The organism is Actinomadura barringtoniae, assembly GCF_017573505.1.
Taxonomy (GTDB): Bacteria; Actinomycetota; Actinomycetes; order Streptosporangiales; family Streptosporangiaceae; genus Spirillospora; species Spirillospora barringtoniae.
On sequence record NZ_JAGEOJ010000022.1, the window covers coordinates 26057 to 48245 of the forward strand.

Below are 22189 nucleotides of genomic sequence, written 5' to 3' on the forward strand. Positions count from 1 at the left end.
CCGTGCCACTATTAGCTGGCATCGTCTCCCGCCCCCAGGAGTGACCGCTGTGACAGCCCGCAGGATCGCCGCACTGTCCCTGGCACTGGCCCTTGCGGCCCTGCTCCCGGCCGCCGGCACCGCGCACGCCGCACCACCCGCACCCGCCGCACCACCCGCACCCAGCGCACCCGCCGAACCGGTCGCCACCGGTCCCGCGACCCGCACGGTCACGACGGCCGCCGGAGACCAGGTCGTCATCGATCGACGGGCAGGAGGATCCCCGCAGGTCACCGTCGCACCGCGCGCGGGCCACAAGACCTCGTTCGCCACCGTGGTCGGCGACGACACGATCACGGTGACGGCGCTGGACGACCGCTCGCATCCGACCCGGCTGGGGCTGGACGGCCGGGTCAAGGCCGCCGAACCACAGCCGAGAGCGCTGGCGGCGGACGATCCGGACATTGTGGACCTGACGATCCCCACGACCGACCGCGACGGCAACCCGGGCACCCTGTTCGGCGCGTTCATCCTCATCACCAACACCGAGACGCACCAGGGGTTCTATCCGCCGGTGGACGCCGACGGCGTCGCGCGCGTCCAGGTGCCCGCCGGGACCTACGAGGTCTCCGGCATCGTCACCACCGGAACGGCCTGGAGCAGCGGGTTCATGCAGGTGGTCCGGCTGGAGGCCGGGGCGCGCGAGGTCCCCTTCGACGCCCGCCGGACGACCCCGGTGGAGATCACCAACGACCAGCCGGACGCCGTCCTCTCGCAGGCGGTGGCGCAGCTGGTCTGGCAGTCCGGGGGCCTGGGCAGCGGGCTGTTCCTGCGCGGGGACGCGCACACGCGCATGTCCGTCCAGACCGTCAGCGGCCCCGATCTGGCCTACAACCTGTCCACGGTCTGGGAGCAGGGCGAGAACGTCTTCCGCGACCACACCTACACGGTCGGGTCGGTCCCGGCCGACCCCGGCCTGCGCACCCGCAAGGCCGATCTCGCCCGCATCCTGACCGACGTCCGGTCCCAGGGGGTGGCGGCGAACGGCTGGCTGCGCTGGTCGGCGACTACGCCCGGCATGGGCCCGATCACTCCGGAGCCGATGGGCGTCACCCGGGCGGTCCCCGACACGTTCACCGTCTACCTGCGGCCGGACAAGAACATCAGCTGGCACACCGAAGTCTGGCTCTACGGGACCGATCCGTACGACAGCCCCACCCGGATCTACCGGGGGCCGCGCACCTACCGGCCCGGCCCGCAGGTCGACATCATGAACGCGGCCGTCCTCGGCCACACCCCCGACCAGCAGACACCCAGCACGCGGACCGGGGACGCGGTGCACGTCGACTCGGGCTGCCCGTTCACCGGCGCCCTCGACGACTGCGGCATGGACGGCACACTCGGCGGAACGCTGGCGCTCAGCAAGGGCGACACGGTCCTCGCCGAGAAGCAGATCCCCGACGGCTGGAGCTGGTACTGGCTCGACGCCACGCTCCCGCCCGAGGACGCCGCCTACACCCTGCGCGAATCACTGACCCGCAAGAGCGCACAGGCCACTCTGGCCACCAAGACCGAATCGGCATGGACGTTCCGTTCGTCCCATACGGCCGAGGCACGGAAACTGCCGCTGCTTTCGGTCGCCTTCCTGCCCGCGCCGCTGAACGCGCACAATTCCGCGCCCAAGGGCCGGCCGACGGCGATCCCGTACTGGGTCAGGCGCGGCACGCCCGACGCGGCGCCCACGTCGATCGCGATCGAGGCGTCCTTCGACGACGGGGCGACCTGGAAGCGCGTGCCGGTCAGCGGAACGCCGTCCGTCGGGACCGTCACGGTCACGCCGCCCGCCGGGGCCGAGTTCGTCTCGCTGCGGGTCACGGCCGCGGACACGGCGGGCAACGGTGTCGTACAGACCGTCACCCGCGCCTATCACGTCGGCTGAGACCGGCCGGGAGGGGAACATCCTAAGGTCGGAACACAAGTCCCTCCATTAGTCGGATCCGGGGGCGGATCAAAGGCCGGATAATCGGTTGCGAAAATGGTTGGGCCCGGAGAATATGCCTGCCGGGCTGCGTTCTCTCAGCCATCCATCCCTTGCCTCAACCGAGAGTTCCCGCGTGCTGATCCGACTTCTCCGGTCCCATCTCGGGCCCTACAAACGGCCCATCGGCCTCCTCGTGCTCCTGCAGCTGGCGGCCACCATCGCCGCGCTGTACCTGCCCACGCTGAACGCCGACATCATCGACGAGGGCGTGGTCAAGGGCGACACCGGAGCGATCATGAAGTTCGGCGCCATCATGATCGCCGTGACCCTGGTCCAGGTGCTGGGCTCGGTCGCCGCCGTCTTCTTCAGCGCCCGCACCGCGATGGCGGTGGGCCGCGACATCCGGGCGTCGATCTTCGACCGGGTGCAGCGGTTCTCCGCCCGCGAGGTGGGCCAGTTCGGCGCCCCGTCGCTGATCACCCGGACCACCAACGACGTCCAGCAGGTCCAGATGCTGGTGCTGATGACCTTCACGCTGATGGTCTCCGCGCCGATCATGGGCATCGGCGGCATCATCCTGGCGCTCAGCCTGGACGTGCCGCTGTCCACCGTGCTGATCGCGGTGGTGCCGATCCTGGGCCTGCTGGTGACGCTGCTGGTCCGGAGGCTGCGCCCGCTGTTCCGCGGTATGCAGGAACGGCTGGACGTCGTCAACCGGGTGCTGCGCGAGCAGATCACCGGCATCCGGGTGATCCGCGCGTTCGTCCGCGACGACCACGAGCGGGACCGGTTCGGCGATGCCAACGTCGAGCTCACCGACGTGTCGCTGCGCGCGGGCCGCCTGATGGCGCTGATGTTCCCGCTGGTGATGACCGTCGTGAACGTGACGAGCGTGGCGGTGCTGTGGTTCGGCGGTCACCGGATCGACGACGGGAGCATGCAGATCGGGGCGCTGACGGCGTTCCTCAGCTACCTCATGCAGATCCTGATGTCGGTGATGATGGCGACCTTCATGTTCATGATGGTGCCGCGCGCCGAGGTCTGCGCCGAGCGGATCGAGGAGGTGCTCGGCACCGACACCAGCGTCGTGCCGCCCGCCGAGCCGGTCGCCACGCTCAGCCGGGAGGGCCGGCTGGAGCTGCGCGGCGCCTCGTTCCGCTACCCGGGCGCCGAGGAACGGGTGCTGTGCGACGTCGACCTGGTCGCCGGGCCCGGTGAGACCACGGCCGTGATCGGCTCGACCGGCAGCGGCAAGACGACGCTGCTCGGGCTGGTCCCCCGGCTCTTCGACGTCACCGGCGGCCAGGTGCTGATCGACGGGGTGGACGTACGGGAGCTGGATCCGGCGCTGCTGGCCGAGACGGTCGGCATGGCGCCGCAGAAGCCCTACCTGTTCTCCGGCACCGTCGCGACCAACCTGCGCTACGGCCGCCCCGACGCGACCGACGAGGAGCTGTGGCGGGCCCTGGAGGTCGCCCAGGCCAAGGACTTCGTCGAGGCGATGGCCGAGGGCCTGGACGCGCCGATCGCCCAGGGCGGCACCAACGTGTCCGGCGGCCAGCGCCAGCGCCTGGCGATCGCCCGGCTGCTGGTGCACCGGCCCGAGATCTACCTGTTCGACGACTCGTTCTCGGCCCTGGACTACGCGACCGACGCGGCGCTCCGGGCGGCCCTGGACCGCGAGGTGTCGAACGCCACCGTGGTGATCGTCGCCCAGCGAGTGAGCACCATCCGCGACGCCGACCGGATCATCGTTCTCGACGAGGGGCGCGTCGTCGGCACCGGCACCCATCACGAGCTGATGGCCGACAACCCCACCTACCGGGAGATCGTGCTCTCCCAGCTCACCGAGCAGGAGGCCGCGTGACAACCCCGAATGGCCAGAACGGCCCGGGCGGACAGAACGGCCAGGGCGGGCAGAACGGCTCGGCCGGCCAGAACGGGCCGAGCGGGCAGAACGGCTCGGGCGAGCAGAAACCCACGTCGGCGCCGCGTCGCGGCCCGGCGCCGATGGCGGGCCCGGCCCGCTTCATGGCCGGCGGCCCGGTCGAGAAGTCGATGGACTTCAAGGGGTCCAGCCGCCGCCTGCTGGGCCTGATGAAGCCCGAGCGGACCTCGCTGTACGCCGTGCTGGGGTTCAGCGCGATCGGCGTGGCGCTCACGGTCACCGGCCCGCGGATCCTCGGCCACGCCACCGACCTGATCTTCGCGGGCGTGGTCGGGCGGCAACTGCCCGCGGGCGTCACCAAGGAGCAGGCGATCGAGAACCTGCGCCACACCGGCAAGGGCGGCGTCGCCGACCTGCTGCAAAGCACCGACTTCACTCCCGGCCAGGGGATCGACTTCGACGCCGTGGGCAAGGTCCTGCTCACCGTCCTGGCGATCTACGCGCTGGCCGGGGTCTTCGGCGTGATCCAGGGCCGGCTGGCCGCGCGCGTGATCCAGCGTTCCATGTCCCGGCTGCGCACCCAGGTCGAGGACAAGCTCGGCCGGCTGCCGCTGTCCTACTTCGACAAGCAGCCGCGCGGCGAGGTGCTGAGCCGTACGACCAACGACATCGACAACATCGGCCAGACCCTGCAGCAGACCATGGGCCAGCTGGTGAACTCGCTGCTCACCATCATCGGCGTGCTGGCGATGATGTTCTGGATCTCCTGGCTGCTGGCGCTCATCGCGCTGGTCACGGTGCCGGTCTCGGTGGTCGTCGCCGCCCAGGTCGGCAAGCGGGCGCAGCCGCAGTTCGTCAAGCAGTGGCGGACGACCGGCAAGCTGAACGCCCACATCGAGGAGATGTACACCGGCCACGCGGTGGTCAAGGTCTTCGGCCGCGAGGCCGAGGCCGCCGAGGCGTTCCACAAGGAGAACGAGGCGCTCTACCGCTCCTCGTTCCGCGCCCAGTTCATCTCCGGGATCATCCAGCCCGCGATGATGTTCATCGGCAACCTCAACTACGTGCTGGTCGCGGTCGTCGGCGGGCTCCGGGTCGCCTCGGGCGCGCTGTCCATCGGTGACGTCCAGGCGTTCATCCAGTACTCGCGGCAGTTCACCCAGCCGCTCACCCAGGTCGCGAGCATGTCCAACCTGGTGCAGTCCGGGGTGGCCTCGGCCGAGCGGGTGTTCGAGCTGCTGGACGCGCCGGAGCAGCCGGCCGACCCGGTGGACCCGGCGCGGCCCGAGGAACTGCGTGGCGAGGTCGCGATGGAGCACGTGTCGTTCCGCTACGACCTGGACAAGCCGCTGATCGAGGACCTGTCGCTCAAGGTCGAGCCCGGCCACACGGTCGCGATCGTCGGCCCGACCGGCGCGGGCAAGACCACGCTGGTCAACCTGCTGATGCGGTTCTACGACGTGACCGGCGGCCGGATCCTGCTGGACGGCACCGACATCGCCGCGATGTCCCGCGAGGAGCTGCGCGCCGACATCGGCATGGTCCTGCAGGACACCTGGCTGTTCGGCGGCACGATCGCCGACAACATCGCCTACGGCCGCCAGAACGCCACCCGCGAGCAGGTCGAGGAGGCCGCGAAGGAGGCGCACGCCGACCGGTTCATCCGCACCCTGCCCGACGGCTACGACACCGTGATCGACGACGAGGGCACCGGCGTCAGCGCGGGCGAGAAGCAGCTGATCACGATCGCGCGGGCGTTCCTGTCCGACCCGGTGATCCTGGTGCTGGACGAGGCGACCAGCTCGGTCGACACCCGTACCGAGGTGCTGATCCAGCACGCCATGGCCACCCTGAGCACCGGCCGGACCAGCTTCATCATCGCCCACCGGCTGTCCACGATCCGCGACGCCGACGTGATCCTGGTGATGGAGCACGGCTCGATCGTCGAGCAGGGCACCCACGACGAGTTGCTGGCCTCCCGGGGCGCCTACGCGCGCCTGTACGAGGCCCAGTTCGCGCAGGCGGTGGCCGAGGTCGACTAGGTCAGGCCATGGGCCGGAGGGCGTCGAGCACGAAGGTCGAGACCTCGTCGGCCAGCTGCTCGGCGGTCTTCGGCCCGTCGGCGCGGTACCAGCGGGGCATCTGGTTGACCATGCCGAGCGCGACCAGCGTGACGGTGTCGGCCGCGACCGAGGGGTTGAAGACGGCGTCCTTCTGGGCGTCCTCGATAACCCGGCGGAACGTGACGTGGTAGCGGCGCCAGCCGGCCCGCAGGGCGTGCATGTGCTCGCCGTCCAGCCGGTGCGCCTCGCGGCTGAAGACCTTGGCCTCTCCGATGTGCTCGGCGGTGCTCATGATCAGGTCGGTGAGGATCGTGCGCACCGTCTCGGCGGGCGGCAGCCCCTCGGCCAGGGCGCGGTCCAGGTCGGCCAGCTGCCGGGTGAGCAGGGAGTGGTAGATCTCGTAGAGGAGATCGTCCTTGGAGTCGAAGTAGTGGTAGAGCGCCCCCTTGGTCACCTCGGCGGCCTCGACCACCTCCTGGACCGAGGTCCCGGCGAAGCCGCGCGCGGCGAACAGCCGTACCGCCTCGTCCAGGATCCGGCGCTCCGTCGCGCTCTCCCGAGGCCTGACGTCCTCCATCGCCGTTCCTCCTCCCATTGACGGGTGCGTGCGCCCGGTCATAGCTTGCCAGATACCGACCGGTCGGTATGGCAGCAGTACGGACGGAGGACTCCCTCATGCCCGCAGTCGAGACCGCGCGCGGACCCGTCGAGGTCGACGCCCTGGGCCGCACCCTGATGCACGAGCACGTCTTCGTGCTGTCCACAGAGCACGTCCAGAACTACGGCACCGCCGCCTGGTGGGACGAGGAGGAACGCGTCGAGGACGCGATCACCAAGCTCCACCAGGTGATCGAGCGGGGCATCACCACGATCGTCGACCCCACCGTGTGGGGGCTCGGCCGCTACATCCCCCGCATCGCCAGGATCGCCGAACGCGTGCCCGAGCTCAACATCATCGTGGCGACGGGGATCTACTCCTACAACGACGTCCCGTTCCAGTTCCACTACCGGGGCCCGAACACCCTGCTCGGCGGGGCCGACCCGATGATCGCCGACTTCACCCGCGACCTCACCGAGGGCATCGCCGGGACCAGCGTGAAGGCCGCGTTCCTCAAGTGCGCCATCGACGAGCCCGGCCTCACGCCGGGCGTGGAGCGGATCATGCGGGCGGTCGCCGCCACGCATCGCGAGACCGGCGCCCCGGTGAACGTGCACACCCACAGCCCCTCCCACGCCGGCCGGGTCGTGGTCGACCTGCTGAGCAAGGAGGGCGTGGACATGACCAAGGTCGTCATCGGCCACGCCGGCGACAGCAACGACGTCGACTACCTGATGGAGATGGCCGACACCGGCGCGATCCTCGGCATGGACCGCTTCGGGCTCGACCTGCTGAACCCCACCGCCAGCCGGGTGAGCACGATCGCGACGCTGTGCGAGCGCGGCTACGCCGACCGGATGGTGCTCAGCCATGACGCCAGCTGCTACATGGACTGGTTCGGCCCCGATCCCGAGCTGCTGCAGGGCATGGCGCCCAACTGGAACTACCGCCACATCAGCGACGACGTGCTGCCCTCGCTGCGCGCGCTGAACGTCTCCGACGCCCAAATCGACCAGATGCTGATCGACAACCCCCGCCGCTACTTCACGCGTTAGACCGCCTGCTTCGCGTGCCGAGCGCCGGGCCCTCGTCACTTCGCGCGCTGAGTGGGCGGGCCGGGCGGGAGAACGCCGACGTCGGTCTTGCGGATGTGGTCGTAGACCAGCGAGGTCCGCAGGTCGGCGACGTTGCGGTGCTTGGAGACATGGTCGAGGACGAAGTCGCGCAGCTGGGAGGTGTCGCGCACCGCGACCTGGACGATGAAGTCGTCGCCGCCCGAGACCACGAACACCGCGATGGTCTCGGGCAGGGCCGTCACGTACTCGCGGAAGGCCTCCACGGCGGCGCGCTCCTTGGGATGCATCCGCACGTTGATCAGCGCCTGCACGGGCCTGCCGAGAGCGTGCAGGTCGACCTCGGCGTGGTAGCCGGTGATCACGCCGCGGCGGCGCAGCGACCGGACCCGTTCCAGGCAGGTCGAGGCGGCAAGGCCCAGGCGCTCGGCCAGGTCCCGGTTGGTCTGCCGCCCGTCCTGCTGCAGGGCCTGTACGATGTCCGCATCAAGTTCGTCCATCGTTCCTCTCCCCCTCGACTTTCCGAACTTAATTCGGAATCGCGTCTCCTGAGTTGAGGATATGACGAACGATCGCGGATTCTCCTGTCAGTACTTCGATCTCTGACGGGGAGGACGCCTTGACCTCGACGACCACCACCACGGCTCCCGCCTGGCTGACGGGCCTCGAACAGCGCCCCGACCTGCCCACCCGCGAGCAGGCCGTGAAGTGGGTGATCGTGGCCGACCGTGAGCTGCCGCGCGGCGTCCAGGCGAACGCCGTGGCGTGCCTGGCCGCCGCCGTGGGCAGGCAGGCGCCCGCGCTCGTCGGCGAGGGCGCGACCGACGCCTCGGGCAGCCCGCACGCGGGGCTGCCCTGGATCGGCTGCTCGATCCTGGGCGTCACCGCGCCCATCGTCCGTACGGTCCGCGAGGCGGCGCTCGCCGAGCCGGACCTGCTCGTCGCCGACATGGCGACGGTCGCGCAGCGGATCAGGGTGTACGACGACTACCGCGCCGCGCTGGCCGGGTCGGCCGACGAGGACATCGCCTACCACGCGGTCAGCATCGCGGGCCCGCGCGCCCTCGTCGACCGCCTCACCGGTCGCTTTCCCCTGCTGAAGTAGCTCTCCTGGAGGAGACGGCCCCGACGACCCGCCGTCCCAGCGGGACGAAGAGCGCGAGGCCGGCCAGGAGCAGCAGGCCGGTCAGGATCCACTCGTGCGAGCCGGCCGGGTCGTACACGCGCCCCTTGCGGCCCACGTCGACGGCCGTGACCTGCTGGCCCGTGTGCAGCGTTCCACGGTTCGCGCCGTAGAGGTAGTAGTCGTGGCGCACCGCGGAACCGGAGCCGGGGCCAGAGCTAGAGGCGGGGAGCTGGAACGTCCCGTACCAGGTGCACTGCTCGTGCCCGGGATGCTGCACGCACGAGACGCGCTGCGCGGTGAACGTCCCGCGCGGGCCGTCCGCGCGGGCCGCGCGCATGACCGGCCCCACGTTCGGCACGGTGATCGCCAGCAGCGCCAGCCCGACGAGGGTGGCCAGCACGACGGTGAACGCGGACGGGGGACGTCGCCGCCGGCCGGTGGTCCGAGCGGCCGGCGGCTCCCCGGTGGTCCGTACGGCCGTCATGACCGCGCGTGCGCGCAGTCGCAGGTTCCGGCGGGCCGCGCCCCTTCCTGGGGCCGCTTGTGCAGGACCAGCGCGACGACCATCGGGATGAAGACGATCGTGTTGTAGAACAGGTGCAGCTCGACCCGCGGGACCAGCAGCTGGATGACGCTGGTCGGCACGGGCTTGCCCCAGAAGTCATGCCCGGACTGGGCCTGGATGAGCAGCAGCAAGTGCTCCACGTGATGCCAGACTTGAATGACCAGGGCGACGGTCCACCACGTACGGGCGGCGCCGGTGAACCCCGGGCGCAGCAGGATGAGGCCGATGAGCATCACCAGCGCGTAGCCGTAGTGCATGGTCTCGGAGGTGACCAGCCAGGGGAAGAACTGGCCGAGGATCCCCCTGGACTCCTTCACCGGCTTGCCCATCACCCAGATCTGGATCGCCTGGACGATGTGCTCCGCCCAGTGGGCCAGCACGATGAACATGAAGACGTTGAGGGCGGTTCGGTGGCCGTCGGTGTTGAGGTAGGTGTACCAACGGGCGGGCCAGATCGGCCGGCGCTGTGTGATGACGGTCAAGGCTCGGCTCCTTCGTAGGGAGACGCCTGGTCGCTCGGTTCTACGGTCCCCGGCGGCGATCGGATTCACACGGGACGGGACGAAGTGGCCCGGACTGGAACGAATCGGCGAATGTCCGATGAATCCAGATTCCATCGTGTGCCGTAGAACCGTTCATGGATTACGCCAACGTGCGGTCTCTGGAAGAGGCGGCCCGCGCCGTCCTCGACCCGGTCCACTACGACTACTTCGCGGGCGGCGCCCAGGACGAGATCACGGTCGCGGCGAACGAGGCCGCGTTCGCGCGCATCGGCCTCGTGCCCCGGATCCTGCGCGGCGCCGCCAGGCCGCGGCTGGGCACGACCGTCCTCGGCGCGGAGATGTCGATGCCGGTGATGCTCTCGCCCACCGCGTTCCACAAGCTGGCCCACCCCGAGGCCGAACGCGCCACGGCACGCGCCGCCGCCGCGGCCGGGGTCACGATGATCTCGGCGATGCTCTCCACGGTCGCGATCGAGGACATCGCCGCCGAGGCCCGTAAGGCCGCCCCCGGCGGCGCCGAGCCGAGCCTGTGGTTCCAGCTCTACGTGCAGCCCGACCTCGGGTTCACCGAGGCGATCGTGCGGCGCGCGGAGGCGGCGGGCTGCCGGGCGCTGGTCGTCACCGTGGATTCCCCCGCGCTCGGCCGGCACGAGCGCAACGACCGCAACGACTTCCACGACCTCCCGCCGGGCATGCGCTGCGAGAACCTCCGCGAACTCCCCGGCGAGGGTCTGCGCGATCTCGGCGGCCGGGACTCCGGCCACGTCCGCCAGGTCGTGCTGTCCCCGGAGATCTCCTGGGACCACATCGCCTGGCTGCGCCAGATCAGCGACCTGCCGATCGTGCTGAAGGGCGTGCTGCATCCCCGCGACGCCAGGCTCGCGGTCGAGAACGGCGTGGACGCCCTGCTGGTCTCCAACCACGGCGGCCGCCAGCTCGACACGACGCCCGCCACCATCGACCGGCTCCCGATCATCGCCGAGGCGGTCCAGGGCCAGGTCCCGTTGCTGCTGGACGGCGGCGTACGGCGCGGCACCGACGTGATCAAGGCGCTGGCGCTCGGCGCGACCGCCACGGCGATCGGCCGCCCCGCGGTCTGGGGCCTGGCGGCCGCGGGCGAGGCGGGCGTGGCGCGCGTGCTGGACCTGCTGCGCAACGAGCTGGACAACGCCCTCACGCTGTGCGGCTGCGCGTCGCCGCAGGACGTCACCGCCGAACTCCTCACCACCATGGAAGGACCGCACCAGTGAAGGTCATCGGAGTCGGGATCGGCCGTACCGGAACCCTGTCGCTCAAGGCCGCCGTCGAGCGGCTCGGCTTCGGCCCGTGCTTCCACGGCCGCCACGTTCTGGACCACCGCGAGCGCCTGCCGCTGTGGATGGCGGCGGCGTCCGGCGAGAAGGTCGACCTGCGCGGGCTGTTCGCGGGCTACGAGTCGACCATGGACTGGCCGGGCGCCTCGTTCTGGCGCGAGCTGGTCGAGGCCTACCCGGACGCCAAGGTCATCCTCACCGAGCGCGACCCCGACAGCTGGTACGACAGCGTCGCGCGCACCATCTACCCGATGTTCGGCAGCCGCAGCGACCCGCGCGCCGAGGAGGCCCGCCAGGTCGTGCCGGGGCTGGACATCATGACCGAGTTCACCCGGCGGCTGATCTGGGACGGCGCGTTCTTCGGCGGCCGGTTCGAGGACCGCGACCACGCCATCGCGGTGTTCATGGCGCACAACGAGGCGGTGCGCCGCGAGGTCCCCGCGGAGCGGCTGCTGATCTGCGAGGCGGCGGTCGGCTGGGACGTGCTGTGCGACTTCCTCGACGTGCCGGTCCCCGACGAGCCGTACCCGCACCTGAACGACCCGGACCGGTTCTGGGGCCGCGTCCAGGCGCGGATGGCCGAGTCCCAGGGGGCCTCTTGATGCTCCGCCGGCTGCCGGAGCGCATCGTCTCGCTGCGGATGAGGATCTTCACCCGGGTGAACGGCGGCGAGGGCGTCCAGATCCCCGGGCCGCTCGTCGGGGTGGAGGACTTCCGGCGGATCTACTCCCATCCCGCCGCGAACGGCCGGAGCCGCGGCGCGGCCCTGTCCGACCTGTTCTGGTACTGGCTGTCCCCCGGCCCGGAGATCCACCAGGAGCACCTGGAGCCCGGCGAACGCTACGCCGAGATCTCCCGTACGACCCGCGCCATCCTGTCCATGCCCGCGCCCCGCGTTCAGGAGCTGGCGTCGCGCTACGCCGCCGAGGCCCCGTACCGGCCGCGGGTGCGGCTGCGGCTGCGCGACGTGATGATGCCGATCTGGGCGGGCTTCTTCTACGAGGTGGTCTTCGGGCGGCAGTGCCCGGCGGAGGCCCGCGCGCTCATCGTGGCGAACGCCGACGACGTGGTGACCGCCCTCAAGTGCTGCGGGCTGCGGCACATGAAGCGGCGCCATCGCCTGACCCGCTACCTGGAGGAGCATCTCGACGAGGTGGCGCATCCTCTGCCCGAGGGCCTGTCGCAACACGAGCAGGCCCTCTACCTGCAGGGAACGTTCTTCAACACCGCCGTGGTGCAGGCGTCGGAGGCGATGACGCACCTGCTGATGGTCATGGCCCATCACCCCGAGATGCAGGCCAAGCTCGCGGCGGTCCCGGGTGACGCGCGGCTGCTCGATCACGTGATGAACGAGACGATGCGGCTGTATCCGCTGTTCGGGATCGCGCACCGGATCACCAGCGACGACATCGTGGTGGACGAGGACACGACGCTGCCCGCCGGGTCGGTGCTGTGCTTCAACTACCCCGGCTTCCACCGCGAGGGCTACGACGATCCCGACGCGTTCGATCCCGACCGCTGGTCGCGGCTGTCACCGAAGACCGCCAACTTCATCCCGTTCGGGATGCCCGGCAACCGGCCCTGCCCGGCCTGGCACCTCACCCCGATCGCGATGCGCACCGTCACCGAGGAGGTGCTGAGCCGCTTCACGCTGTGCTCCTCCGCGCAGCACACGCGCTCGATCCCCAACCGCGGCCCGTGCCTGCTCATCCCTCGCGCGTCGAACGAGAAGCCCCGCCGCCTGGCCGCCCGGTTGCGGACCATGCGCGTGCGGGACCGCTGGGAGGACGTGTGGCGCAGCCTCGTGCAGCTCGTCCTCGGCACGTACATGGTCTGGGACGCGCGGCGGCAGCGCCTGTGCCGGCGTCATTTCGAGTCCGGCCAGTCCGGTCGGTCCGGTCGGTACGGCTGATCATGCGGCCCGTTCTTGAGGCCCTCCGGGCGCATCCCGACCGGCCCGCCTTCGAGCACGGCGGCCGCGTCGTCACGCGCGCCGAGCTCCGGACGATGGCGTTCGCGCTGGCGACGGGGATGCGCTCGGCGGGCCTCGGGCCGGGCAGCGGCGTCGCACTCGCGACTGACCTGACGCCCGAGACGTTCGCCGCGCATCTGGCCGCGCACGCGCTCGGATGCCGGGTCGCGGGCGCACGGCCCGGCTGGAGTCCCGCGATCCGCGCCCATGCGTTGAAGGCCGGAGACTTCGACGCGGTCCTCGACACAGATCGGCTTGAGGACCTCGCCGCCCAGGGCCGTTCCGCGTCCCGCCAAGCCGCGCCGGTCGAGGTACGTCCGGACGACATCGCACGGCTCAACTTCACCAGCGGCACGACCGGACGGCCGAAGGCCTGCGCTCGCACGTACGCCACGTTCGACCTGGACTTCCAGAGCGACCGGTGGTCACCGGACCTGGCCGCGCTCATCGAGAACTGCGGCCGCTTCCTGGCCTTCGAGAGCTGGGCGCCGCCGGTGATGCTGACCTTCGCCGGCCGCTGCCTGCTCATCGGCGGAACGGTCGTCATCGCCGACGGCGCGAACTGGGCTCCGGTCATCGAACGGCATCGCGTCACCGCCCTCGCGATGCCGGTGCCGTTCCTGCAGCGCCTCCCAGCGGGTCTGGACTCGCTGCGCGCGGTCGTGGTCACCGGCTCGCCCGCCTCCCCGACCCTGCTATCGGCCGCGATGGACCGGCTCGGCCCGATCCTGTGGCAGGGCTACGGCCAGGCCGAGTCCGGCATGATCTCGCTCTTCACCCCCGCCCATCTCGACGCGCTCGGGTCGGTCGGACGCCCGCTCCAGGAGGTGGAGGTCGCCGTCCACGCGGGCGAGATCCATGTGCGCAGTCCCCACGCCATGGCCGGTTACTGGGGCGAGCCCGAACGCACCCGCGAAGTGCTGAGCGAGGACGGCTGGCTGCGCACGCACGATCTCGGCCGCGTGGACGGCGACGGTTACCTGTGGCTGGACGGGCGGACCCGCGACATCGTGATCGTCAACGCCGAGATCTGCTACGCGGGGGCGATCGAACGCGCCCTGGCCTCCCACCCGGACGTCGCGCAGGCCTTCGTGGTCGGCGTTCCGGACGAACGCACCGGCGAGGCCGTCCACGCGTTCGTCATCCCCTCGGGGGCCGAGCCTCCGGACCCCGCCGCCCTGGCGACGCTGGTACGTTCCGAGCTCACGGCCAACAGCGTCCCGCGCACGATCACGGCCGTGCGCGAGGTCCCGCTCTCGCCGACCGGCAAGCCCGACAAGACGGCCCTCGCCCGCCTCATCGACCCCGATCGGTGAGCACCAGGCGCAGATGCGCCAGGCCGCGGCGGATGCGCGACTTGGCGGTGCCGAGCGGCACGCCCTCGCGGTCGGCGACCTCCCGCGCGGTGAGGCCGTAGTAGCCCGCGAGTACGACCGCCCTCCCCTGCACCGCCGGCAGCGAACGCAGCCCCTCGGTCAGCGCCTGCGCGTCCTCCACGGTCGTGACGGGCCGGGTCGCACCGAGCGGCAGCCGTTCCGGCGGGACGGGCTGGTCGCGCCTGCGCCGGACGGCGTCCACGGCCAGGTTCCGGGTGATCGTCAGCAGCCAGCCGGCGACCTCGCCGCGTGCGGGGTCGAACGTGGCGGCGTGCAGCCAGGCCCGGACGAACGCCTCCTGGGCCACCTCCTCGGCGAGCCCGCGGTCGGCCACCACGCTCAGCGCCAGCCCGTACACCCGGCCCTGGAACCGCGCCACGAAGGCCGCGACCGCCTCCGGATCGCCCGCCGCCAGTCCGGCGATCAACGATTCGTCCGTAAGCACCGACACATCCGAACACGGATCTTGAACGCGGTCCGTTCAACTTTGTACTAAATCTCCGGGTGGCCGGATCCGGCCGCCCGAGCCGGGACAGTTGCCCCTTCCTCCTTGGGACGGGCCACGCAGTATCTTGATCGCGGAGGTATCGGTGATGCCGGAGTTCTCGGTGGTGCTGCGGGGGTACGACCGCCGCCAAGTGGACGAGGTGGTGGCCCGCGTGGAGGGCACCCTCGGCCGCGCGCCGCTGTACGGCCGTCCGGTCACCCTCAAGGAGTTCGGCTGGATCGAGTACGACGTGGTCGCCCGCGGCTACGACCGTTTCGAGGTCGACGGCCAGATGCGCAACTACCGCCGCGAGCTCGCCGCGCGCGAGGGCGTCGAGCTCGCCTACGAACCCGAGCAGGACGCGGGCCTGTCGCTCGTCCTCGGCTCCGGTTCGCGCGACCCCGGCGACTCGCTGCCCACCACCGACCCCCTCACCACCGAGATCCGCGGTGAGCACTCGTTCCCCATCCGCTTCCGCGGCTACGACCGCGCCCAGGTGAACGCCCTCATCGCCCGCATCTGGGGCACCCTCGGCCGAGTCCCGCTCGAAGGCGAGCCGGTCACCCGCGAGGAGCTCAACAACCCCCGTCTGGACATCGTCATCCGCGGCTACGACCGCACCACCGTCGACCAGGCCATCGGTCGCTACCTCCGCGACCTCCTGGACCGGTCACGTTAGGGAACGCCCGTTCGTTCACGGTGTAGGTCCGTTCGGCGGGGAAGGATGCACTCGTGAACGAAGGGCGTCAGGGCTGCGCTTCCGGGCTGGTCGTGGTGGCGGCGGCGGTCGCGCTGGCCGTGTTCCTCCTCCGTCCCCTCCTCGACCACGGGACCGAGGACGTTCAGGCGGCGCCCCAGCCGACCGTGACGCAGACCAAGCCGGGCAAGCCGAGCGGCCGCCGCCCCGGCGTCGTCAACATCGACACCGAGCAGGGCTTCCGCATGATCCGCGCCGCGGGCACCGGCATCGTGCTGGACGCCTCGGGCCTGGTCCTCACCAACAACCACGTGATCCAGGGCGCGACCTCGATCAAGGGCACCGACACCGACAACCACCGCACCTACACCGCCCGCGTCATCGGCTACGACAAGTCCGGCGACATCGCGCTGATCAAGCTCGCCACCTCCACCCGCCTGAAGACCGCGGTCATCGGCGACTCCACCAAGGTCAGCGAGGGCGACCTGGTCACCGCGGTCGGCAACGCCGGCGGCAAGGGCGGCAACCCCACCGTCGTCACCGGCGCCGTCACCGCCCTCGAGCAGGAGATCACCGCCAGCGACTCGACCGACGGCAGCTCCGAACGCCTCACCGGCCTCATCGAGACCAACGCGCCGATCCAGCCCGGCGACTCCGGCGGCCCGCTCCTCAACACCTCCGGCCAGGTCATCGGCATGAACACCGCCGCGTCCTCCGGCTTCCGCATGAACCACACCGGCGGCCACCGCGGCTACGCCATCACCTCGGCCCGCGCCATCGAGGTCGTCCGCCAGATCCAGCGCGGCCAGACCACGGCCACGATCCACATCGGCCCCACCGCCATGCTCGGCGTCCAGGTCCGTACCCCCACCACCAAGTCCGGCGGCCGCGCCAACGGCGCCTACATCGCCAGCACTCTCTCGGGCACCCCCGCCGAAACCGCAGGCCTGCGCCCCGGCACCACGATCATCGCCCTCGACGACCAACCGGTCGACTCCCCCGGCACCCTCACCGACCTGCTCCTACGCCACCGCCCAGGCGACACGGTCCGCCTGACCCTCACAACCCCCACCGGCAACCAGACCGTCACCCCCCTGACCCTCGCCGACGGCCCACCCCAATAGCCCGCCCGTGACTCCCCTTCAGCCTCGGCTGAAAGGTGGGCTGTGCTCCGGCCGGATCACCGGGACGCTCTCCTCGGTCGTCCCGTACGGATGCGGGGCGTCGAACCGGGGGCCTCCCTCGGAGGACGGAGCTGACTGTGAAGAGCGCGAAGCTCGCGGCGGTCTTGGTGGCGGGGGCCGCCGTGACCGGTACGACCCTTCTGAGTGCGAGCGCGGCATCGGCCGCGCCCGCGGCCTTGGACTCGCGCGCCGCCGCGAAGCCCACCGCCGTGGCGGCCAAGGCGACGTCGTTCCACAAGAAGGCGAAGGGCGCCGAGGCCAAGGGCACGATCAGCATCAAGAGCGGCCGGGCCAAGGGCTGGGTCCGCGACACAGGTCCGCATGACGGCAAGTGCGCCTACGCGAAGATCGTCTGGGTGTCCTACAAGCCGCGCCACGTGGACACCGACCGGGTGAAGGACTGCACCGGCGGCCACCACTACTTCTCGGTGAGGGCCGGCGACCACGGCAACTACTGGCGTCCGGAGGGCGGGGCCGTCAGCGTCTACCGCAAGTAACGCCCGCTGGGCGGCGTGTGGCCGGGACGGCCGTCCCGGCCACACGCCGCCCAGGGGTCGAGAGCCGAGGCTTTGCGGATGGCGTGTTCGGGGCGGTGGGCTGTGGTGCCGCCGTCTATGACGATGGTCTGGCCGGTGATGCAGCGGGCTTCGGAGGAGGCGAGGAAGGCTACGAGGGCGGCCACGTCTTCGGGCTCGCAGGGGTCGGGGAGGAGGCGTTCGGCGGCCTTCTCGGCGAGCATGTCGGTGGTCATGACGTGGCGGGCGATGTCGGTGAGGACCAGGCCTGGGGCGATGGCGTTGCAGCGGATGCCGCGGTCGCCGTACATGGTGGCGACGTAGCGGGTGAACGAGACCAGGGCCGCTTTGGCGGAGCCGTAGGCGGCGTGGTCGGTGTCGCCTACCAGGGCGGAGACCGAGCTGGTGTTGACGATCGCGGCGCCGGGGCCCATGTGGGGGACGGCGTGTTTGACGCAGAGCATGGCGCCGCGGAGGCTCACCTGGAACGTGCGGTCCCAGACGTCGACGTCCATGTCGGTGAGGTCGAGGTCGCGGCCGTAGACGTCGCGGGACAGGACGGCGGCGTTGTTGTGGAGGACGTCGAGGCGGCCGAAGGCTTCGAGGGTTCTGGTCATCATCGAGCGGACGGCGGGCTCGTCGCTGACGTCGGCGGGGACGGCGAGGGCGCTGCCGTGCTCCTTGGTGACCAGGCGGGCCGTTTCCTCGGCGGATCTCGCGTTCACGTCGGCGATGACGACCGCGGCGCCCTCGGCGGCCAGGCGGAGGGCGCAGGCGCGGCCGATGCCCGAGCCGGCGCCGGTGATCAGGGCCACGCGGCCGGCGAACCTCATCGTTCGTCCCATTCGACGGGCAGGGCGGTCAGGCCGCGGCCGACCATGCTCCTGCGGTAGGTGATCTCCTGGCCCGGAACGAGGCGGAGGCTGGGCAGGCGGGTCATGAGCTGCCGGAACGCGATCTCCATCTTGAGGCGGCTGAGCGCGGCGCCGACGCAGTGGTGCACGCCGTGGCCGAAGACAAGATGGTCGCGGGCGTTGGCCCGGCGGATGTCGAAGCGTTCCGGTGAAGGGAAGTACGTCTCGTCGTGGCCGGCGGAGTCGGTGTGCAGGAGGACCTGGGTGCCGGCGGGGATCGTTGTGTTGTGCAAGGTGACGTCGGCGGTGGTCGTGCGGAAGCTGCCGAGGCTCGCGCCGTCGATGCGGAAGCTCTCCTCGATCATGCCGGGGATGAGGGCGGGGTCGGCGATGATCTCGTCCCAGTTCTCGCGCTCGCGCATGAGGCGGTAGACGGCGTTGGCCAGGCCGTTCGGGACGGTGTCGTTTCCGCCGAGGAGGAGGGCGCTGATCGTCTCGACCACTTCGCGGTGCGACAGGCCTTCGTCCTGGTCGATGAGCTCGGCCATGAGGGAGATGAAGTCGTCGCGGGGGTCGGCGCGGCGGTCGGTGACCAGGCGGTCGAGGTAGTCGAGGTACTTGAGGAAGTCCTGGGCGAGCTCGCGCTGGCGTTCGGGCGGCTGCGGAGACAGGAACAGCTGGAACCACGCGGTGACCCAGTGCTTGACCTGTTCCTCGTCCTCGGGCGGAACGCCGATGAAGACGGCGGCCAGGCGGGCGGAGGGCAGGTGCGCGATCTCGGTGACGAAATCGGCCCGGCCGTTCGGGACGACGGCGTCCAGGACGGCGTCGACCTTCGCGCGGAAGTCGTCGCCCAGGCGGCTCACGGCGCGCGGGGTGAACGCGCGGGAGATCGCGCGGCGCATCCGGGTGTGCTTGGGCGGGTCGACGTTGGCGGCGAAGTCGTCGAGGAACGAGCGGTGCTCGCCGAGGGTGTCCTTGACCTCGTCGGTGAGCGTGCGGGAGATCGTCAGCGAGCCGACGCTGGAGTAGAGCCCGTGGTCGCGGTAGGCGCCGCGCACGTCGTCGTAGCGGGTCAGCACCCGCATCTGGAGATGGTCGCTCCAGAAGACGGGCGCGGTGTGGCGCAGGTGGCGCAGGAACGGATAGGGATCGGCGACATGCCAGTCGGAGGCGACGTCGAAGTCCCTGGGGATCGGGTTCAAGGGCGGCCTCCGGTGAGGATCGCGCGGGGGTTGTCCACGATCATCGCGGTGATCTGCTCTTCGGTTACGCCGCGGGCGCGCAGCGCGGGCAGGACGTCCCTGGAGATGTGCAGCAGGTGGTAGTTCGGGTGGCGTTCCCGCACGACCTCGGGGTCGAAGCGGTCGTTGAAGCAGTACGAGTCGTGCGACAGGACCATGCGCGAGGCGTGGCCGCGCTCGCACATCGCGGCGACGGTGGCGACGCGGTCCTCGAACGAGGTGAACTCGATCCCGAACCGGTCCATCCCGAGGTACGAGCCGTTCGCGATCAGCTCCTCGAGATAGGCGAGGTCGGTGGAGTCCCCCGCGTGCCCGATCACGACGCGAGACAGGTCCACGCCCTCTTCGGCGAGGAGTTTCTGCTGGTCCAGGCCGTTGCGGGTGGACGATTCGCTGTGGGTGGTGATCGGTACGCCGGTCTCGCGGTGGGCCTGCGCGACCGCGCGGATGACGCGTTCGACGCCCGGCGTGATGCCCTGGCGGCCGGTGGCGCACTTGAGCATGCCCGCCTTGACCCCCGTACGGCCGATGCCCTCGGTGATGTCGCGGACGAAGAACTCGGCCAGCCGGTCCGGGCCGCCGAAGAGCGAGCCGGGGCCGCGGTTGCCGAAGTAGGGCGGCAGCGCGTCGTAGGTGTACAGGCCGGTCGCCGCGACGATGTTGACGCCGGTCTGCTCCGCGACCCGCTGGACGGCCGGAACGTACCGGCCCAGGCCGATCACGGTGAGGTCCACGACCGTGTCGATCCCGGCGGCCTTGAGGTCGTTCAGCTTGCCCGCCGCCTCGCGGGCGCGTTCCTCCAGGTCCCAGCCCTCGGGGATGTCCGGCCAGTTCCAGAGGATCTCCGGGCTCAGCCCGAAGATGTGCTCGTGCATCAGCGTCGCGCCGGGGTCGCCGATCGGCCCGCGGAACGTCTCCACGGCGCTCACGGGGCTCACGCGGCTCATGGCGCCGGGACCACGGGGAACATCGGGTGGTCGAACGGCTTGTTGACCTCGAGGCCCAGGCCGTCGGTCTGCCCGTACGCCGCGCCCGTGTAGAGGGTCGTCGCGTCGAAGTAGGTCGCGGTGAACGACAGCCGCGGCTCGTCGCGCCGGTTGGCCGGGGCGCCGTGGATCACCAGCGAGCTGTGCACGGTCGCGTCCCCGGCGGCCAGGTCGAACGGCTCGGACAGCTCCAGCATCTCCAGCCACGGATGCTGGGTCAGCGCGTCGTCGTCCTCCCGTACGAAGCTGCGCCCGAGCGACCCGTACCGGTGCGAGCCGTTGTAGAAGCGCAGCGCGCCCATGTCGGCGGGCACGTCCGCGAGCGCCAGCCAGACGGTCAGCATCGACGAGCGGTCCATCGGCATCCACGGGAAGTCCTGGTGGAAGGCGGTCTCCCCATGGCCTTCGCTACCGGCGGGCTCCTTGATCAGCAGATTGGTGACCTGCAGCCGCACCGAGTCGACGCCGACCAGCAGCCGGGTGACGTTGTGCGCGAGGCGCGGCGAGAGGGCCAGCGCGGCGAACGCCTCGTCGTGGCGGGCGATGTCGCGGTCCTGGCCGAACGCCTTGTCCACGAAGCCGTTGCGGAACGTGCCGCGCCGCCCCTGCCGTTCCCGCTCGCGCCGCTCCTCCAGCCGGTCCAGCGCCCGTTCCCGCAGGTCGGCGACGAACGCGGGGTCGACCAGCCCGGGCAGCCGCGCCCAGCCGTTGGCGCGGAAGTCGGCGATCTCGCGTTCGGTCACCTCGCGTACCGGAGCCTGCAGCACGGAAACACCCATGGATAGAGTATGTAGCAAGCGCTTGTTATTCGGGAGTTCGGGAGGCCGGATGTTCCGCTTCGCCGCAGTGGTCCGCATGGCAGAGTCGGCGAAGGGCTGGGCGGAGAAGGCCCGCCGCCTGGAGGACTCCGGCTTCGACGCGCTGCTGGTCCCCGACCACCTGACCGGCCCGCGCTTCGCCCCGGTCGCCGCGCTGACCGCCGCCGCCTGCGCCACCACGCGGCTGAAGGTCGGCACGCTGGTCTTCGCGAACGACTACCGCCACCCGGCCGTCCTCGCCAAGGAGGCCACGACGCTCGACGTGCTGTCGGACGGGCGGCTGGAGTTCGGGCTCGGCACGGGCTGGATGGCGAGCGACTACGACCGCGCCGGGCTCACCCTCGACCCGCCCGGCGTGCGCATGGCACGGCTCACCGAGGCGATCCAGGTCATGAAGGGCCTGTGGCGCGGCGGCCCGTTCTCCTTCGACGGCGAGCACTACAGGCTGGACTGCCTGGAGCAGGAGCCCGTACCGATCCAGCGGCCCGGCCCGCGCCTGATGCTGGGCGGCGGCGGGCCGAGGATGCTGCGCCTGGCCGCCCGCGAGGCCGACATCGTCAACCTCACCATGCGGGTGAAGCCCGACGGGTCCGGCCCCGACACCTCCGACGGCGGCCTCGACGCGTTCCGGCGCAAGGTCGAGATCGTCCGCACCGAGGCCGCGACACGCGGACGGCAGGTCGAACTCGGCACGTCCATCCTCCAGATCGGCCCCGCGCAGGAGAAGGCGTCCTGGAGCGCCGCCGCGCCGGCCGCCCAGACCGACACGCCGCAGGTGCTGACCGGCGACACCGCGAAGATCTGCGATGACCTGCGCCGTTGGCGGGAGGAGCTGGGCCTCACCTACTTCGTGCTGCACCTGGAGGCGCACCTCGACGCGTTCGCCCCGGTCGTCGCGGCGCTGGCCGGAGAAAACTGAGGCCTCGTTGCGAGGGCCTGCGGCACCGTACGATACGAGAGCGAACAA

22 protein-coding genes are annotated in these 22189 nt (G+C 70.9%); 13 read left to right on the plus strand and 9 right to left on the minus strand.

From position 1 onward, the window contains the following. Positions 1-49: 49 nt before the first annotated feature. From J4573_RS41765 to J4573_RS41775, 3 genes are all read left to right on the plus strand, one after another. Complete coding sequence (locus tag J4573_RS41765; protein WP_208261702.1) at positions 50-1918, plus strand: hypothetical protein; 1869 nt, start codon at positions 50-52, stop codon at positions 1916-1918. Positions 1919-2093: 175 nt separating this feature from the next. Next, the gene (locus tag J4573_RS41770; RefSeq protein ID WP_208261703.1) at positions 2094-3827 is read left to right on the plus strand and encodes an ABC transporter ATP-binding protein; all 1734 of its coding nucleotides are present in this window, start codon (positions 2094-2096) and stop codon (positions 3825-3827) included. Next, on the plus strand, positions 3824-5890 hold the full coding sequence (locus tag J4573_RS41775; RefSeq protein ID WP_307797334.1) for an ABC transporter ATP-binding protein: 2067 nt from the start codon (positions 3824-3826) through the stop codon (positions 5888-5890). Before J4573_RS41770 ends, J4573_RS41775 begins: the two co-directional genes overlap by 4 nt. 1 nt (position 5891) lies before the next feature. Here the strand turns inward: J4573_RS41775 and J4573_RS41780 are convergent, their stop codons facing one another. Beyond that, a complete protein-coding gene (locus J4573_RS41780) occupies positions 5892-6488 on the minus strand; it encodes a TetR/AcrR family transcriptional regulator (protein WP_208261704.1) in 597 nt (198 codons plus the stop codon). Between the two features lie 98 nt (positions 6489-6586). On the opposite strand from J4573_RS41780, the gene J4573_RS41785 reads away from it, so the two are divergent. Continuing rightward, positions 6587-7564, plus strand: a complete 978-nt coding sequence (locus J4573_RS41785) for a phosphotriesterase family protein (RefSeq protein ID WP_208261705.1) — start codon at positions 6587-6589, stop codon at positions 7562-7564. A gap of 35 nt (positions 7565-7599) precedes the next feature. On the opposite strand, the gene J4573_RS41790 is transcribed toward J4573_RS41785, so the two are convergent. Beyond that, positions 7600-8082 (minus strand): Lrp/AsnC family transcriptional regulator, encoded by a 483-nt coding sequence (locus J4573_RS41790; RefSeq protein WP_208261706.1) that lies wholly within the window; start codon positions 8080-8082, stop codon positions 7600-7602. Positions 8083-8201: 119 nt separating this feature from the next. Here J4573_RS41790 and J4573_RS41795 point away from each other — a divergent pair, with 119 nt between their 5' ends. Next, positions 8202-8687 (plus strand): DUF2000 domain-containing protein, encoded by a 486-nt coding sequence (locus J4573_RS41795; RefSeq protein WP_208261707.1) that lies wholly within the window; start codon positions 8202-8204, stop codon positions 8685-8687. Here J4573_RS41795 and J4573_RS41800 read toward each other — a convergent pair. After that, positions 8659-9192, minus strand: a complete 534-nt coding sequence (locus tag J4573_RS41800) for a hypothetical protein (RefSeq protein ID WP_208261708.1) — start codon at positions 9190-9192, stop codon at positions 8659-8661. The genes J4573_RS41795 and J4573_RS41800 overlap by 29 nt on opposite strands. Continuing rightward, the gene (locus tag J4573_RS41805) at positions 9189-9755 is read right to left on the minus strand and encodes a hypothetical protein (protein WP_243774446.1); all 567 of its coding nucleotides are present in this window, start codon (positions 9753-9755) and stop codon (positions 9189-9191) included. Before J4573_RS41805 ends, J4573_RS41800 begins: the two co-directional genes overlap by 4 nt. A gap of 155 nt (positions 9756-9910) precedes the next feature. Between J4573_RS41805 and J4573_RS41810 the strand changes: the two genes are divergently transcribed. Genes J4573_RS41810 through J4573_RS41825 form a run of 4 tightly spaced genes read left to right on the plus strand, consistent with a single transcriptional unit; the run spans position 9911 to position 14377 of the window. After that, positions 9911-11026 (plus strand): alpha-hydroxy acid oxidase, encoded by a 1116-nt coding sequence (locus tag J4573_RS41810; protein ID WP_208261709.1) that lies wholly within the window; start codon positions 9911-9913, stop codon positions 11024-11026. Continuing rightward, entirely contained in the window at positions 11023-11691 is a 669-nt protein-coding gene (locus tag J4573_RS41815; protein WP_208261710.1) for a sulfotransferase family protein, read from the plus strand. The genes J4573_RS41810 and J4573_RS41815 overlap by 4 nt, the downstream gene beginning before the upstream one ends. Continuing rightward, positions 11691-13001 (plus strand): cytochrome P450, encoded by a 1311-nt coding sequence (locus J4573_RS41820; RefSeq protein ID WP_208261711.1) that lies wholly within the window; start codon positions 11691-11693, stop codon positions 12999-13001. Before J4573_RS41815 ends, J4573_RS41820 begins: the two co-directional genes overlap by 1 nt. A 2-nt stretch (positions 13002-13003) precedes the next feature. Then, positions 13004-14377 carry a class I adenylate-forming enzyme family protein gene (locus J4573_RS41825; protein WP_208261712.1) on the plus strand — a complete coding sequence of 458 codons (1374 nt, stop codon included), beginning with the start codon at positions 13004-13006 and terminating at the stop codon, positions 14375-14377. On the opposite strand, the gene J4573_RS41830 is transcribed toward J4573_RS41825, so the two are convergent. Then, positions 14358-14882 (minus strand): RNA polymerase sigma factor, encoded by a 525-nt coding sequence (locus tag J4573_RS41830; protein ID WP_208261713.1) that lies wholly within the window; start codon positions 14880-14882, stop codon positions 14358-14360. The two genes, J4573_RS41825 and J4573_RS41830, sit on opposite strands and share 20 nt — an antisense overlap. 148 nt (positions 14883-15030) lie before the next feature. On the opposite strand from J4573_RS41830, the gene J4573_RS41835 reads away from it, so the two are divergent. The 3 genes from J4573_RS41835 (at position 15031) to J4573_RS41845 (ending at position 17302) form a co-directional block, all read left to right on the plus strand. After that, positions 15031-15603, plus strand: coding sequence for a DivIVA domain-containing protein (locus J4573_RS41835; RefSeq protein ID WP_208261714.1), 573 nt, complete (start codon positions 15031-15033; stop codon positions 15601-15603). A 53-nt stretch (positions 15604-15656) separates the two neighbouring features. Then, a complete protein-coding gene (locus tag J4573_RS41840) occupies positions 15657-16745 on the plus strand; it encodes a S1C family serine protease (RefSeq protein WP_208261715.1) in 1089 nt (362 codons plus the stop codon). Between the two features lie 137 nt (positions 16746-16882). Further along, complete coding sequence (locus J4573_RS41845; RefSeq protein ID WP_208261716.1) at positions 16883-17302, plus strand: hypothetical protein; 420 nt, start codon at positions 16883-16885, stop codon at positions 17300-17302. On the opposite strand, the gene J4573_RS41850 is transcribed toward J4573_RS41845, so the two are convergent. Genes J4573_RS41850 through J4573_RS41865 form a run of 4 tightly spaced genes read right to left on the minus strand, consistent with a single transcriptional unit; the run spans position 17290 to position 21183 of the window. Continuing rightward, on the minus strand, positions 17290-18153 hold the full coding sequence (locus J4573_RS41850; protein ID WP_208261717.1) for an SDR family NAD(P)-dependent oxidoreductase: 864 nt from the start codon (positions 18151-18153) through the stop codon (positions 17290-17292). The two genes, J4573_RS41845 and J4573_RS41850, sit on opposite strands and share 13 nt — an antisense overlap. Beyond that, positions 18150-19379 carry a cytochrome P450 gene (locus J4573_RS41855; RefSeq protein ID WP_208261718.1) on the minus strand — a complete coding sequence of 410 codons (1230 nt, stop codon included), beginning with the start codon at positions 19377-19379 and terminating at the stop codon, positions 18150-18152. The genes J4573_RS41850 and J4573_RS41855 overlap by 4 nt, the downstream gene beginning before the upstream one ends. Continuing rightward, positions 19376-20356 (minus strand): phosphotriesterase family protein, encoded by a 981-nt coding sequence (locus tag J4573_RS41860; protein WP_307797336.1) that lies wholly within the window; start codon positions 20354-20356, stop codon positions 19376-19378. Before J4573_RS41860 ends, J4573_RS41855 begins: the two co-directional genes overlap by 4 nt. A 5-nt stretch (positions 20357-20361) precedes the next feature. Continuing rightward, on the minus strand, positions 20362-21183 hold the full coding sequence (locus J4573_RS41865; RefSeq protein ID WP_208261719.1) for a phytanoyl-CoA dioxygenase family protein: 822 nt from the start codon (positions 21181-21183) through the stop codon (positions 20362-20364). A 49-nt stretch (positions 21184-21232) separates the two neighbouring features. On the opposite strand from J4573_RS41865, the gene J4573_RS41870 reads away from it, so the two are divergent. Further along, positions 21233-22141, plus strand: coding sequence for a TIGR03621 family F420-dependent LLM class oxidoreductase (locus J4573_RS41870; RefSeq protein WP_208261720.1), 909 nt, complete (start codon positions 21233-21235; stop codon positions 22139-22141). Positions 22142-22189: the final 48 nt, after the last annotated feature.

What these genes read in the sequence shown, in the direction of transcription:
- J4573_RS41780 (WP_208261704.1), bottom strand. Translation starts at nt 6,488, where the DNA reads ATGGAGGACGTCAGGCCTCGGGAGAGCGCGACGGAGCGCCGGATCCTG.
- J4573_RS41785 (WP_208261705.1), top strand. Translation starts at nt 6,587, where the DNA reads ATGCCCGCAGTCGAGACCGCGCGCGGACCCGTCGAGGTCGACGCCCTG.
- J4573_RS41790 (WP_208261706.1), bottom strand. Translation starts at nt 8,082, where the DNA reads ATGGACGAACTTGATGCGGACATCGTACAGGCCCTGCAGCAGGACGGG.
- J4573_RS41800 (WP_208261708.1), bottom strand. Translation starts at nt 9,192, where the DNA reads ATGACGGCCGTACGGACCACCGGGGAGCCGCCGGCCGCTCGGACCACC.
- J4573_RS41810 (WP_208261709.1), top strand. Translation starts at nt 9,911, where the DNA reads ATGGATTACGCCAACGTGCGGTCTCTGGAAGAGGCGGCCCGCGCCGTC.
- J4573_RS41820 (WP_208261711.1), top strand. Translation starts at nt 11,691, where the DNA reads ATGCTCCGCCGGCTGCCGGAGCGCATCGTCTCGCTGCGGATGAGGATC.
- J4573_RS41825 (WP_208261712.1), top strand. Translation starts at nt 13,004, where the DNA reads ATGCGGCCCGTTCTTGAGGCCCTCCGGGCGCATCCCGACCGGCCCGCC.
- J4573_RS41835 (WP_208261714.1), top strand. Translation starts at nt 15,031, where the DNA reads ATGCCGGAGTTCTCGGTGGTGCTGCGGGGGTACGACCGCCGCCAAGTG.
- J4573_RS41850 (WP_208261717.1), bottom strand. Translation starts at nt 18,153, where the DNA reads ATGAGGTTCGCCGGCCGCGTGGCCCTGATCACCGGCGCCGGCTCGGGC.
- J4573_RS41865 (WP_208261719.1), bottom strand. Translation starts at nt 21,183, where the DNA reads ATGGGTGTTTCCGTGCTGCAGGCTCCGGTACGCGAGGTGACCGAACGC.
- J4573_RS41870 (WP_208261720.1), top strand. Translation starts at nt 21,233, where the DNA reads ATGTTCCGCTTCGCCGCAGTGGTCCGCATGGCAGAGTCGGCGAAGGGC.